We start from the raw sequence: 12,257 nt of genomic DNA, 5'->3' as shown, positions 1-12,257 counted from the left end.
GCTTACCGGGCTAACCCCCCGAGACCAGCAACGCCGTGGCTATCGCGGCCAAGCCCTCACCTCGTCCGGTCAAACCCAGACCGTCTGTGGTGGTCGCCGAAACCGATACCGGAGCCTCCAGCAAGGCCGACAGTACGCGCTGCGCCTCTTCGCGCCGGGGAGAGATTTTGGGCCGATTGCCGATCACCTGGACGGCGGCATTGCCGATCCGGAAACCCGCGTCGTGCACCAGTTGGTGCACATGACGAAGCATGTCGGCGCCGGTCACGCCCCGCCATTCCGGGCGGTCTGTGCCGAACACGCTGCCCAGATCACCAAGGCCCGCGGCACTGAGCAGCGCATCGCACAGCGCATGAGCGGCAACATCGCCGTCGGAGTGGCCGGCGCAGCCGTCAGCGTCATCGAAGGTCAGGCACAACAAACGACACGGCCGACCCGCTTCGATCGGGTGTACATCGGTACCGAGACCGACCCGCACATTCACAGTGATGTTCGGGACGGCGTTCAGGACGCCGCGGCGAGGACCTCGTCCAGGAGAGTCGTAGCCTTGGCGTCATCGGTGTTCTCGGCCAGCGCCAGCTCGCCCACCAGAATCTGCCGGGCCTTGGCCAGCATGCGCTTCTCGCCGGCCGACAACCCGCGCTCCTGATCGCGCCGCCAGAGGTCGCGCACAACCTCGGCCACCTTGTTCACATCGCCGGAAGCGAGCTTCTCCAAGTTGGCCTTGTACCGGCGGGACCAGTTGGTCGGCTCCTCGGTGTGCGGCGCGCGCAGCACCTGGAACACCTTGTCGAGACCTTCCTGGCCAACGACATCACGAACGCCGACGTATTCGGCGTTTTCTGCGGGTACTCGAACGGTCAGATCACCCTGAGCGACCTTCAGGACGAGATATTCCTTCTGTTCGCCTTTGATGGTTCGGGTTTCAATTGCCTCGATCAATGCAGCACCGTGGTGTGGGTAAACGACGGTGTCTCCGACCTTGAAAATCATCAGATTCGGGCCCCTTTCACACCCCAATGTTACCACGGGCGCACGACACGGGGGGACCAACTATGCAGGTCAGGGGCACCGCAGACGAATACTAGGGGTTGACAGGGTGTCGAATACATGCAGTGTCGGAGGCCACAGCGACGTCACCGGGGCAACCTCCCGGGGCCGCGGCGAGGCCTTTGCGACACCCCCCGTCAGGTCTCGAAACGCCCCGAAATCGCCACCGCGACACCGCCGGCCGTCTGCTGGCCGCGCCCATTCTGGGCCTCTGCTACCGCCCGCAACCGTCACCTACTACTCTGCATAGTCGAACGCCGGACGAGTCCGGACAGCACATCAAAAGCCGTCGCCGTGGGCGGCGAGCAGGAGGCTTGAGTGAACCGCTACGAATCGCGCACTTCTGCCGTCACGGCTTATCGGGCCGGGCTGGCCGCGTGCGGACTTGTCGCCGCCGTGACCCTCACCGGCTGTGCCGCGGGTCAGATTTCTCAAACCTCGAACGAGCTGCCTGCGATCAACGGCACCGCAGCGACCATCGGCACCACGTCTGCCGGCATCGATCTGCGCAACGTGCACCTGCGGGCGCCGCAGACCGGCGACTACGTCAAGCCCGGCAGCATGGTCGAGCTGATCTTCGTCGCCATCAACAAGTCGGCCGACAAGCCTGACAAGCTGCTCGGGGTCACATCCGACAGCGGCGAGGTGATGCTCAACGGCAACACCGCGGTGCCCGCGGGCGGCGTGCTGCTGGTTGGCACCCCCGATGGCCAGAAGCAGTCCCTGCCCCGGTCGGAGGACGCCAATACGTCTATGGCGATGGTGGCGCTGACCAGGCCCATCAGCAACGGCCTCAACTACAACTTCACCTTCACATTCCAGAACGCCGGCGAGAAGACCATCGCGGTCCCGGTCTCAGCCGGTGATGCGCCGCGTCGCTAGCTGACTGCGCCTGCGGACACTCGCAATTTCCTGCCGGGATATGTCGGTGCCAGCGACTACGGTCGCGGCATGGCCAGAACCGGTTCGAAAGTACGTTCGCAGTTTCGCTGCTCCGAGTGCCAACACATCACGGCCAAATGGGTTGGCCGCTGCCCTGACTGCGGCACCTGGGGCACAGTCAACGAAGCTCCGGTCCTGAGCTCTCTGGCCGCCGCCACCCAGCGGGCCGTGGCGCCCAGTTCCCCTGCGGTACCCATCAGCTCGATCGATCCCGGCAGCACCAGGCATTTCCACACCGGTATCAGCGAGCTGGACCGGGTTCTGGGCGGCGGTGTGGTCCCGGGCTCGGTGACGCTGCTGGCCGGCGATCCCGGCGTCGGCAAATCGACGCTGCTACTAGAAGTTGCACACCGCTGGGCCAGTTCCGGCCGTCGGGCGCTGTACCTGTCCGGCGAGGAGTCCGCCGGCCAGATCCGCATGCGCGCCGAGCGCACCGGGTGCAGCCACGACGAGGTCTACCTGGCAGCCGAATCCGATTTACAGACAGCCCTGGGCCACATCGAGGCGGTCCAGCCTTCGCTGGTGGTGGTGGACTCGGTGCAGACCATGTCGACCACCGAGGCCGACGGCGTCACCGGAGGGGTGACCCAGGTCCGTGCGGTCACCACCGCGCTGACCATGGCGGCAAAGAGCACCGGGGTGGCCATGGTCCTGGTGGGTCACGTCACGAAAGACGGTGCCATCGCCGGGCCGCGTGCGCTGGAGCACCTGGTGGACGTCGTGCTGCATTTCGAGGGCGACCGAGCATCAGCGCTGCGCATGGTCCGTGGGGTCAAGAACCGCTTCGGCGCCGCCGACGAAGTTGGCTGTTTCATGTTGCACGACAACGGAATTGAGTGCGTCGCCGATCCTTCCGGGCTCTTTCTCGACCAACGGCCGGCTCCGGTGTCCGGCACCGCGGTGACGGTCAGTCTGGACGGAAAGCGGCCATTGATCGGTGAGGTGCAGGCGTTGATCGGCTCGCCGTCGGCCGGCTCGCCGCGACGTGCAGTCAGCGGCATCGACTCCTCGCGCGCCGCGATGATCACAGCGGTTTTGGAGAAACGGGCTCACCTGCCGGTCGGCACCAACGACATCTACCTGTCCACAGTTGGCGGGATGCGGCTGACCGATCCGTCATCGGATCTGGCGGTGGCACTGGCCATCGCTTCCGCGTACACAGATCTGCCGTTGCCGGCCACTGCGATCGCCATCGGCGAGGTGGGGCTGGCCGGTGACCTCCGCCGCGTCACCGGCATGCAGCGCCGCCTCGCCGAAGCCGCTCGGCTCGGGTTCACCGTGGCGGTAGTGCCGGCCGGCCTCGAGTCCCCGCCGCCTCGCCTTCGGGTGTTTGCGGCCGAGAACATCACCTCGGCGTTGCGGGTGCTACGCAAGATCACAGAGAATGTGGACCGGGCCGGGTAGAACACCGGTCACGAGCCTTTTGAGGAGTGAGCTGATGTCGGTGAAACCGACAAGCAGGGCCGGGCGCGGCAACGTGGTGCACCTGGCCCGGCCAACACTGCGCGAGACGCTGGGACGGCTGGCGCCCGGCACCCCACTGCGTGATGGCCTGGAACGCATCCTGCGCGGCCGCACCGGCGGGCTGGTTGTGCTGGGCTACGACGACAGTGTCGAGGCCATCTGCGACGGCGGCTTTCCCCTTGACGTGCGCTTCGCGCCGACCAGGCTGCGCGAGCTGTCCAAGATGGACGGTGCGGTAGTGCTCTCCAGCGACCTCACCCGGATTCTGCGTGCCAACGTCCAGCTGGTGCCGGACCCATCAATCCCGACCGACGAATCCGGCACCCGGCACCGCTCGGCCGAACGCGCTGCCATCCAGACCGGCTTCCCCGTGGTGTCTGTCAGCCATTCGATGAGCATCGTGACCGTGTACGTCGCCGGTGAACGCCACGTCGTGCCCGACTCCGCGACCATCCTGTCGCGGGCCAACCAGACCATCGGCACCCTGGAGCGGTACAAGTCCCGGCTCGACGAGGTCAGCAAGCAGTTGTCCATGGCCGAGATCGAAGACTTCGTCACGCTGCGCGACGTGATGACCGTGGTTCAGCGTTTGGAGATGGTCCGGCGGATCAGCCTTGAGATCGACGCCCACGTGGTCGAGCTGGGCACCGACGGCCGCCAGCTCAAACTGCAGCTGGAAGAGCTGGTCGGCAACAACGACACCGCCCGCGAACTGATCGTGCGTGACTACCACGCCAACCCTGAGCCACCCACGCCCGCTCAGGTAAGTGCGACGCTCGACGAACTCGATGCGCTCAGCGACAACGAGCTGCTCGACTTCACAACGCTGGCAAGGGTTTACGGTTATCCGTCGACCTTGGAGGCGCAGGATTCGGCGATGAGCTCACGCGGCTACCGAGCCATGGCGGGCATTCCCCGACTGCAGTTCGCACACGTCGATCTGCTGGTGCGCTCGTTCGGATCACTGCAGGGACTGTTGGCGGCCAGCGCCGACGACCTGCAGTCGGTGGACGGTATCGGCTCCATGTGGGCACGCCACATCCGGGAAGGTCTGTCCCTGCTGGCCGAATCGACAATCGCCGACCGACTGGCCTGAGCTCAGTTGGTGGGCCCAGGTGGCGTCGGCTCACCAGGTGCCGGAGCAGCGGGAGCCGCAGGCGCATCACCGGGAGGCGGCCCTGGCGCCTCACCCTGACCTTGTTGCTTGGCCTCGGACAGGATGAACGGCACCGGTGCTGAGCGTAAGTTGCCCAGCTGAACCACCAGGTTGTAGGTGCCCGGGCCGATAGCCTGCCGTGGCAACGGGCAGTTGGGCGCCGAGCCCATACCGGTCCAGGTCACCTCGGTGGTCACCTGCTCCCCCGGCTTGAAGGTCCTGACCAATGTCTCGTTGGACGGTGCACAGTCCAGGTTGGACCACAGCCGGTTGTTGTCGAGCGAATACACATACGCGGCCAGTACGGCAGCCCCGACGTCACGCTTGCATTCGACCAGGCCGATGTTGGTGACCACCATGGTGAACTTGGGCTGATCACCGATCACATAGTTGGGCTGATTGGTGATGCCCTTGACTGCCAGCGTGTTGTCCGGGCAATCATCGCCGGCCTTCAGGACGGGTGGCGGGGTGACTGCGGGCGTCGGCGTCGGGGTTGGCGGCGGAGCCTGGTTGGGCGGCGGCGCGATCGGGCTCTTGACGCCCGGAGTCTCACCCGGGAGCGGAGTCGGACCAGCCGACGTCTTCGTGGCGGACTGGCTGGAATCTCCGGTGCTGTTGCCGAATACGACGAATCCGATGATGACGATCACAATGAGTGCGACCACGCCGACACCGATCGCCAGCATCCGCCGTCGCCAGTAAATCTGGGACGGGAGCGGGCCGTGCGGCTCTAGATCTGGCACATTGTCACGGTAAGGGCACCGATCGTGGTGCGCCCTGACCTGGTCCGGCGTGTCGCATGTGAACCAACCCTGGGTAGTCGGCGGGGCCGACTATTCGCCGATATCGCCTACGTGGTCGCGCTTGGCCACCCGGCCGTCGGCCAGGTGATAGGTAGCCCCCACGATTGCGACCTTGCCCTCCTTGAGCTTGTCGGCGATCACATTGGACCGGGTGCTCAGCAGGTGCACCGTCTCGTTGACGTGCCGGGCCTCCAGCTCGTCGACCTCGGTGAGTCCCTCGCGACGGCCGACCAGGATCGAGGGGGTAACCCGCTCGACGATGTCGCGCACATATCCGCCCGGCACCGCGCCGTCGTCCAGAGCCGTGATGGTGGCCTTCACCGCACCACAGCTGTCGTGGCCGAGCACCACAATCAGCGGCACTTCAAGGACGGCCACGGCGTACTCGATGGAGCCGATCACCGCGGAATCGAGGACGTGGCCGGCAGTGCGCACCACGAACACGTCGCCGAGACCCTGATCGAAGATGATCTCGGCGGCGACGCGACTGTCGGCACATCCGAACATCACAGCGGTCGGCTTCTGCCCGCCCGTCAATTCGGCGCGACGCTCGATGCTCTGGCTGGGGTGCGCGGGTTCACCGGCGACGAAACGCTCGTTACCCTCTCTCAGTGCTTTCCAGGCATTTATCGGGTTCGAGTTGGGCATGCCGCCCATTGTGCCTTGCCATGGTTGGGCGCACCCTGTGACCGTCGCAGCTGACGAATTATTGGGCTGGTTCGAGCAGGCGCGACGCGATCTGCCCTGGCGGGAACGGTCCGTCACGGCGTGGCAGGTCCTGGTCAGTGAGTTCATGCTGCAGCAGACACCCGTCGCGCGGGTGGAGCCGATCTGGCGGGACTGGATCGCCCGCTGGCCGACCCCATCGGCCACCGCCGCGGCAAGTCCGGCCGACGTGCTGCGGGCCTGGGGAAAGCTGGGCTATCCGCGCCGTGCCAAGAGGCTGCACGAATGCGCACAGGTGATCGCCGGCGAGCACGGTGACCAGGTGCCCGACGATGTGGAAACCCTGCTGACACTGCCCGGCGTCGGCGCGTATACGGCGCGTGCCGTCGCATGTTTCGCTTATCAGCAGGCCGTTCCCGTGGTGGACACCAATGTGCGACGGGTGGTGGCACGAGTGGTTCACGGTGTGGCCGACGCCCCAGCGCGCGCCCGCGACCTGACCGACGTCGCTGCATTGTTACCCAAAGACGGTACGGCACATGAGTTTTCGGCCGCGCTGATGGAGCTCGGCGCCATCGTGTGCACCGCGCGGGTACCAAAGTGCGGAGTGTGTCCGCTCAGCGAATGTGCCTGGCGCACTGCCGGTTACCCGGAATCCACAACGTCGGCACGGCCGGTGCAGAAGTACGCGGGTACCGACCGCCAGGTCCGCGGACGTCTGTTGGATGTGTTGCGCGGCAGCAGTTCTCCGGTGACACGCGCACACCTCGACGTCGCGTGGCTGTCAGACACCGCGCAACGCGACCGCGCATTGGACTCGCTGCTGGTGGATGGACTGGTCGAGCAGACCGCCGACGGGTTGTTCGCACTGGCCGGCGAGGGCGAGCGCTAGTTTCCGCTCGCTCGAGCGTTTACATGAGAACGGCATGAGTCGGGCCCTCAGACCCCAAAACCAGCCGAAGTCCCCGTAAAACGGAGTTATGACCAATTCAGAAACGCTTTCCAAACTCAAGATGAACTCTCGGCGATGTATGGTCGCGGCCGCATTCGCAGTTGCTGCCGTCGCGATAGCCCCGATGACCTCGGCATCGGCGATGCCCACCGGCGGCGGTTCGGCCACCGATACCGTCCATGACCTGCAGGCACGCGGCTACCACGTGCAACTGAACGCCAACACCACTGCACCGCTGTCCCAGTGCTCCGTGACCGACGTGCACGGGCTGAACTCCTCCAATGTGGACCACACCGGCCACCGGGTGAACCAAGACCAGTTCGACACCGTCTACGTCAACGTCTCCTGCCGCCCGCAGGGCTGACAGGTCAGACGCTGACCGGGCAACTGGGATCGACTTCTGCAAAATGCCGTCGGTAATCCGACGGCGAGACGCCGACAACGCGCCGGAAGTGATGCCGCAGCAACGTGGCATTGCCGAATCCGGCCTTGTCGGCAACGCGGTCGATATCGAGGTCGGTCGCTTCGAGCAGAGTCCTGGCATACAGCACCCGTTGGTCGGTGACCCACTGCATCGGGGTGCGACCGGTCTCTTCCACGAAACGCCGGGCAAACGTCCGCGCCGACATGCTGGCCCGTTTGGCCAGGCTGGCCACCGTATGCTGCTGGTGAAGGTTGGCCAGTATCCAATCCAGTTGCGGGGCAAAGCCTTCCGAGCAACGCATCGGAATCGGCTGCTCGATGAACTGGCGCTGCCCGCCATCACGCTGCGGCGGTACCAGCATGCGCCGTGCAATCTTGTTGGTCACCTCACCGCCCAGCTCGCGGCGCACCAGGTGCAGGCATGCATCAATGCCTGCCGCAGTGCCCGCGCTGGTGATCAGGTTGCCGTCATCGACGAACAGCACATCACGGTTCACCCGGGCCGTGGGGAACTGCCGGGCCAGCCGGTCAGCGTGGATCCAGTGCGTAGTGCAGGGCCGGCCGTCGAGCAACCCTGCTGCGCCCGCGACGAAGGCACCTGAGCAGATTGTCAGGATGATGGCTCCGGAGCTCGCGGCGGCACGCACGGCGTCCAGCGCAGCCTGCGGGTAGTCCGGACGGGCGATCGCCGGGATCACCACCAGATCTGCGGTGACCAAGTGATCAAACCCGTGTTCAGGCACTAAGGACGCGCCTACCGTGGTGCGCAGCGGGCGGCCCGGCTCGGGACCGCACACTTTGAAGTCGAAGTTGGGGACCCCCTCGCTCGAGCGATCGATCCCGAAAACCTCGCAGACGAGCCCGAATTCGAACGGCGCCACACTGTCGAGCACCAGCACCGAAACGCTGTTGATCATGGCGGTATTTTATCGCATGGCGTCAGTACTGCCACTGTTTATTCGGTTGCCGACAAACCGAGAATGGTTGGTATGAACGCACTGAACCTGCTCGAAATGGTCGGCATCATGCTCTCGCCGTTCACGCTGGCTTCGGTGCTGAGCTTGATCACCGGGAATCCGGGAAAGCGCAACGGTTTTGGGAACTACGACTGGACCGACGTCGGCGACAGCCGATATTTGTCCAACGTCGGCGACAGCCGTGACCGCCACCGTGCCGCGCACGACCTGGAGGCCGCCCGCTCCCGGTTCAATTAGCGGCCAGGAACTCGGTCACTGCCTGCCGATAGATCTCGGGGGCGTCGTCGTGCACCAGATGACCGGCCCCGGCAACCTGCAAATAGGTTGTCCGATAACCGATTTCCGCCATCTTGTACATCTGCCCCGCCGGAGCCACCGAATTGCCCGCTTCGATCAAGAGTGTCGGCACCCGCACATCGGCCCATTGTTGCCAGTAGTCGCGGGTGCCCCACTCCGCGGCGATCTGCACCCAACGTCCGGCCTGGCCGTGCAGCCGCCAACCAGTGGGCGTTCGGTCGAACGCGTCGAGGAAATACTGTCCGGCAATGGGCCCGAAGAGGTCGAAAACCTGCTGCGCCGAATCGAATTCGATCGGTAATGCGTGCGCCCATGGCTCCCACGCACCGGTGGTGAAGCCGACGAAGTCCGGCGCCATGTCCTCCACGACCAGGGCGCTCACCAGATCGGGCCGCGTCGCGGCCAGACACCAGCCGTGCAGCCCACCCATCGAATGTCCGACGATGCGGGCCGGACGCCCCAGCGATCCGACCGCGTCGGCCAGATCTGCGACGAAGCGCTCGGTACTGATGGGTTCGGCATCCTCGACGTCACGGCCTCGGTGCCACGGCGCGTCGTAGGTGTAGACCTCGCCCAGGTCGGTCAGCCATGGCAGCTGGCGGTCCCAGGTGCTGCCGCGGCCCATCAATCCGTGCACCAGCACGATCGGTTCACCGCGGCCGCCACGGGAGGTCAGCAGGTCGCTCGTCATGGTCTCATCCTGCCCTGCGTCTAGCGAGCGCCTCCGGCACAGTGGGCGGCGCGGTAACCTTAACCGCATGCCCGTGGTGAAGATCAACGCGATCGAGGTTCCCCCCAACGCCGGCCCTGAATTGGAGAAGCGGTTCGCAAACCGTGCCCATGCCGTCGACAACCAACCCGGCTTCCTCGGCTTCCAGTTGCTTCGCCCGGTCAAGGGCGAGAACCGCTACTTCGTGGTGACCACCTGGGAGTCCGACGAGGCGTTCCAGGCCTGGGCCAACGGCCCGGCGGTCGAGGCTCACGCAGGTCAGCGAGCCAACCCCGTCGCCACCGGTGCGTCACTTCTCGAATTTGAGGTTGTGTTGGACGTTGCTGGTTCCGACCAGCAGGCGTAGGACCCGCACTGCGCTGGCCGCAGCCAGCACAGTGACCGTCGTCCTCGGTGGCTGCAGTGCGCCCGTAGCCGCCCCCGCACCCATGACCAGCTCCGCCTATGGCGCGGTCATCGACATGAGCACTCCGCAGGGCATGCGGTCCAGGCAGACCATGGACATGCTCAACTCGAACTGGTCGCTCGAGCCGGCCGGAGTCAAGACGCTGGCGGCACCGTCCCAGGTCGACGACATCACCTACCGGCTCAAGTGGATCTGGTGGGACCGGCCGTTCAAACTCACCGGGATCGACATCGGGGCCGGCCAGTCCACCCTGCACGTCACCAACTCCTACGGCGTGAACCAAGACATCAATCTGCACGTCGACAAGGCCGGCACCGTTGACCGCCTGGAAGTGTCGCTTCGTCCGCCGCCGGTGAAGTCCTGGGCCGACGTCGATGCCCAGATCGCGAAATCCGGGGCCCGCTACTCCTACCAGGCGGCCAAGATTGTCGACGGGAAGTGCGTCAAGGTCGCAGGCACCAATGTCGACCAACCCATGCCGCTGGCGTCGATCATGAAACTGTATGTGCTGCTTGCGGTTGCGCATGCGGTCAGCGCTGGCACGCTCAGCTGGGATGACAAGGTGACGGTCACCGAGGAGGGCAAGAAGCTTGGCTCGGCGGGCCTGGATCACCTTTCTCCAGGCGCCCAGGTGACCATCCGCGATGCTGCCCAGCAGATGATCTCGGCCAGCGACAACATGGCCACCGACATGCTGATCAACAAGGTCGGTCCGACTGCCGTGGATCAAGCTCTGGTTGCGGCCGGACACCACGACCCGGCCAGCATGACGCCCTTCCCCACCATGCATGAGTTGTTCTCGATCGGATGGGGCGAACCGGACGTGCGCGACCAGTGGAAGAACGGCGACAAGACCCAGCGCACCGCGCTGCTGGAGCAGGCCAAAGACCGTCCGTACGACCCCGATCCATGGCGCACCCACACGCCCGCATCCAGCATCGGCGCCGAGTGGTACGGCACTGCTGCTGACATCTGCCGCGAGCACGTCGCGGTACAGACCGCTGCGGTGGGGCCGGCCGCACCGGTACGCGACATCATGTCGAAGGTGGCCGGTATCGATCTCGATCCGGCCAAGTGGCCCTATGTGGGCTCTAAGGGCGGCAACCTGCCCGGTGATGTGGGCTTCAGCTGGTACGCCATCGACCACACGGGCCAGCCTTGGGTGATGAACTTCCAGCTGACCTGGCCGGAGTTCCGAGGGCAGACCGCCGCGCAGTGGCTGCTCAGCATCGCCAAGCAGGCGTTCGATCTGCTTCCGGTGCAGTAGCTGCGCGGGTCAATTGAGCACGCAGTCCCCGCAGCAAGCAGCCCGGTCGTCGGCCAACCGATAGATCAGGCAACAGCTGGTGCGCCGGAAGTAGGGGCCTGACCGCAGCACTCCCCCGTCGATACGTGGGTCGGCCAGCATGGTGTCGGCTGCAGTCTGGGCGGCTGTCCGAAGTTCTGGCCTGACCCGGGCGACTTGCTGAGCCGCACTGTTGGCTGCCGATCCGACGTTGCCCCACAGGACTTTTGGGCTGACACCGAAGCGGCCGAAGGCTTCAGTGATGGCCTCGACTGCGGGCGGGCCCGATGCTTCAGGGGCTAGGCGGACCGACAGCGGGTAGGGCCCGCCCAGTTCGTCCTGCCAGGCCAGGTCGGTCAGCGCCCATGTCACCGAATGTCCCAGGGCGGCTGATCCGATCATCGGTGAAATCACCCGGGCCACCAGACCGAGGTGCGCGACCGAAGCGGCCACTCTTGCATCGATCTCCACGGGTTGACGGCGACCGCTGGCCGCAAGCGCTGCACGTACCCGCCCGACACGGGCTTCCAACACAACCGGCTGCTGGAGTAATTCCGTCATCGGCCGCCACGGCGATTCGGGTGAATCATCATGCACCGCAACGGAAAAGAAGGGCCCGAAACTCCCGAGTACCTCCCACTCCCGCGCAAACGGCATTCCAGCAGTAGAAGTTCGAGAACAGGTCTGCTGGAATGCCGTTTCGGCGCCGCGGTGAGAACTCAGTTCAGCCGCCGTAGCCGAGCTGCTGGGCGGTATAACGCGCCGCATCGGTCACCGGCACCGCTTGCACCGCAGTGCCGTACGCGCAGATCTCGCTCCACACATCACCGATCTCGGTGGTATCGAAACGCATCCCGATGATGGCGTTACCCCCGCGGTTACGGCACTCTTGGATCAGCCGGCCCATCGCTTCGTTGCGACTGTCCGCAAGGTTCTTGGTCATGCCTTGCAGCTCGCCGCCGAACATCGCCTTGAAGCCAGCTCCCATCTGCGAGAAGGCGTTCCGCGACCGGACGGTCAGCCCGAACACCTCGCCGCACACCCGCTGAATCTCCCAGCCAGGCAGGTCATTGGTGGTGACTACGAGCATGTTGGCGCCTTCCTAT

At 65.4% G+C, this 12,257-nt stretch carries 16 protein-coding genes; 8 read left to right on the top strand and 8 right to left on the bottom strand.

Annotated features, from left to right (window positions below; translation table 11 throughout):
- Positions 1 to 10 precede the first annotated feature (10 nt).
- Positions 11 to 490, bottom strand: coding sequence for a 2-C-methyl-D-erythritol 2,4-cyclodiphosphate synthase (gene ispF, locus M2432_RS06570; RefSeq protein ID WP_280826174.1), 480 nt, complete (start codon positions 488 to 490; stop codon positions 11 to 13).
- Positions 491 to 504: 14 nt separating this feature from the next.
- Positions 505 to 993: an RNA polymerase-binding transcription factor CarD gene (gene carD / locus M2432_RS06565; RefSeq protein WP_280825954.1), complete on the bottom strand. Its 489-nt coding sequence runs from the start codon at positions 991 to 993 to the stop codon at positions 505 to 507.
- A 375-nt stretch (positions 994 to 1,368) separates the two neighbouring features.
- On the opposite strand from carD, the gene M2432_RS06560 reads away from it, so the two are divergent.
- The 3 genes from M2432_RS06560 (at position 1,369) to disA (ending at position 4,552) form a co-directional block, all read left to right on the top strand.
- Positions 1,369 to 1,932 (top strand): hypothetical protein, encoded by a 564-nt coding sequence (locus tag M2432_RS06560; protein ID WP_280825953.1) that lies wholly within the window; start codon positions 1,369 to 1,371, stop codon positions 1,930 to 1,932.
- Between the two features lie 69 nt (positions 1,933 to 2,001).
- Positions 2,002 to 3,396, top strand: coding sequence for a DNA repair protein RadA (radA, locus tag M2432_RS06555; protein ID WP_280825952.1), 1,395 nt, complete (start codon positions 2,002 to 2,004; stop codon positions 3,394 to 3,396).
- Between the two features lie 76 nt (positions 3,397 to 3,472).
- Complete coding sequence (gene disA, locus M2432_RS06550) at positions 3,473 to 4,552, top strand: DNA integrity scanning diadenylate cyclase DisA (RefSeq protein ID WP_280826173.1); 1,080 nt, start codon at positions 3,473 to 3,475, stop codon at positions 4,550 to 4,552.
- Positions 4,553 to 4,554: 2 nt separating this feature from the next.
- On the opposite strand, the gene M2432_RS06545 is transcribed toward disA, so the two are convergent.
- Both M2432_RS06545 and M2432_RS06540 read right to left on the bottom strand, forming a co-directional pair.
- Entirely contained in the window at positions 4,555 to 5,355 is an 801-nt protein-coding gene (locus M2432_RS06545; protein ID WP_280825951.1) for a hypothetical protein, read from the bottom strand.
- A gap of 90 nt (positions 5,356 to 5,445) precedes the next feature.
- Entirely contained in the window at positions 5,446 to 6,063 is a 618-nt protein-coding gene (locus M2432_RS06540) for a carbonic anhydrase (protein ID WP_280825950.1), read from the bottom strand.
- A gap of 37 nt (positions 6,064 to 6,100) precedes the next feature.
- On the opposite strand from M2432_RS06540, the gene M2432_RS06535 reads away from it, so the two are divergent.
- Together M2432_RS06535 and M2432_RS06530 are read left to right on the top strand one after the other, a co-directional pair.
- On the top strand, positions 6,101 to 6,973 hold the full coding sequence (locus M2432_RS06535) for an A/G-specific adenine glycosylase (RefSeq protein ID WP_280825949.1): 873 nt from the start codon (positions 6,101 to 6,103) through the stop codon (positions 6,971 to 6,973).
- A 121-nt stretch (positions 6,974 to 7,094) separates the two neighbouring features.
- Entirely contained in the window at positions 7,095 to 7,397 is a 303-nt protein-coding gene (locus tag M2432_RS06530) for a hypothetical protein (RefSeq protein ID WP_348536296.1), read from the top strand.
- 4 nt (positions 7,398 to 7,401) lie between these two features.
- Here the strand turns inward: M2432_RS06530 and M2432_RS06525 are convergent, their stop codons facing one another.
- Positions 7,402 to 8,373 (bottom strand): helix-turn-helix domain-containing protein, encoded by a 972-nt coding sequence (locus M2432_RS06525; RefSeq protein WP_280825947.1) that lies wholly within the window; start codon positions 8,371 to 8,373, stop codon positions 7,402 to 7,404.
- A gap of 72 nt (positions 8,374 to 8,445) precedes the next feature.
- On the opposite strand from M2432_RS06525, the gene M2432_RS06520 reads away from it, so the two are divergent.
- On the top strand, positions 8,446 to 8,670 hold the full coding sequence (locus M2432_RS06520; RefSeq protein ID WP_280825946.1) for a hypothetical protein: 225 nt from the start codon (positions 8,446 to 8,448) through the stop codon (positions 8,668 to 8,670).
- Here the strand turns inward: M2432_RS06520 and M2432_RS06515 are convergent.
- On the bottom strand, positions 8,663 to 9,421 hold the full coding sequence (locus tag M2432_RS06515) for an alpha/beta hydrolase (protein ID WP_280825945.1): 759 nt from the start codon (positions 9,419 to 9,421) through the stop codon (positions 8,663 to 8,665). The two genes, M2432_RS06520 and M2432_RS06515, sit on opposite strands and share 8 nt — an antisense overlap.
- A gap of 67 nt (positions 9,422 to 9,488) precedes the next feature.
- Between M2432_RS06515 and mhuD the strand changes: the two genes are divergently transcribed.
- Together mhuD and M2432_RS06505 are read left to right on the top strand one after the other, a co-directional pair.
- Complete coding sequence (gene mhuD, locus M2432_RS06510) at positions 9,489 to 9,806, top strand: mycobilin-forming heme oxygenase MhuD (RefSeq protein WP_280825944.1); 318 nt, start codon at positions 9,489 to 9,491, stop codon at positions 9,804 to 9,806.
- A gap of 31 nt (positions 9,807 to 9,837) precedes the next feature.
- Positions 9,838 to 11,133, top strand: coding sequence for a serine hydrolase (locus M2432_RS06505; RefSeq protein WP_280826172.1), 1,296 nt, complete (start codon positions 9,838 to 9,840; stop codon positions 11,131 to 11,133).
- 9 nt (positions 11,134 to 11,142) lie between these two features.
- On the opposite strand, the gene M2432_RS06500 is transcribed toward M2432_RS06505, so the two are convergent.
- Both M2432_RS06500 and M2432_RS06495 read right to left on the bottom strand, forming a co-directional pair.
- Positions 11,143 to 11,808 carry a (2Fe-2S)-binding protein gene (locus M2432_RS06500; protein WP_280825943.1) on the bottom strand — a complete coding sequence of 222 codons (666 nt, stop codon included), beginning with the start codon at positions 11,806 to 11,808 and terminating at the stop codon, positions 11,143 to 11,145.
- Positions 11,809 to 11,875: 67 nt separating this feature from the next.
- Positions 11,876 to 12,241, bottom strand: a complete 366-nt coding sequence (locus M2432_RS06495) for a YbjQ family protein (protein ID WP_280825942.1) — start codon at positions 12,239 to 12,241, stop codon at positions 11,876 to 11,878.
- Positions 12,242 to 12,257 lie beyond the last annotated feature (16 nt).

It is taken from the genome of Mycobacterium sp. OTB74, assembly GCF_029892685.1.
GTDB lineage: Bacteria > Actinomycetota > Actinomycetes > Mycobacteriales > Mycobacteriaceae > Mycobacterium.
Note: the sequence above shows the minus strand (reverse complement) of the source record. Positions and strands in the feature narration are given on the sequence as shown.

Excerpts from the sequence above, each read along its gene's own strand:
- carD (WP_280825954.1), bottom strand. The coding sequence starts at position 993 with ATGATTTTCAAGGTCGGAGACACCGTCGTTTACCCACACCACGGTGCT.
- M2432_RS06525 (WP_280825947.1), bottom strand. The coding sequence starts at position 8,373 with ATGATCAACAGCGTTTCGGTGCTGGTGCTCGACAGTGTGGCGCCGTTC.
- M2432_RS06500 (WP_280825943.1), bottom strand. The coding sequence starts at position 11,808 with ATGCCGTTTGCGCGGGAGTGGGAGGTACTCGGGAGTTTCGGGCCCTTC.
- mhuD (WP_280825944.1), top strand. The coding sequence starts at position 9,489 with ATGCCCGTGGTGAAGATCAACGCGATCGAGGTTCCCCCCAACGCCGGC.
- radA (WP_280825952.1), top strand. The coding sequence starts at position 2,002 with ATGGCCAGAACCGGTTCGAAAGTACGTTCGCAGTTTCGCTGCTCCGAG.
- M2432_RS06520 (WP_280825946.1), top strand. The coding sequence starts at position 8,446 with ATGAACGCACTGAACCTGCTCGAAATGGTCGGCATCATGCTCTCGCCG.
- M2432_RS06540 (WP_280825950.1), bottom strand. The coding sequence starts at position 6,063 with ATGCCCAACTCGAACCCGATAAATGCCTGGAAAGCACTGAGAGAGGGT.
- M2432_RS06530 (WP_348536296.1), top strand. The coding sequence starts at position 7,095 with ATGAACTCTCGGCGATGTATGGTCGCGGCCGCATTCGCAGTTGCTGCC.
- M2432_RS06495 (WP_280825942.1), bottom strand. The coding sequence starts at position 12,241 with ATGCTCGTAGTCACCACCAATGACCTGCCTGGCTGGGAGATTCAGCGG.
- M2432_RS06515 (WP_280825945.1), bottom strand. The coding sequence starts at position 9,421 with ATGACGAGCGACCTGCTGACCTCCCGTGGCGGCCGCGGTGAACCGATC.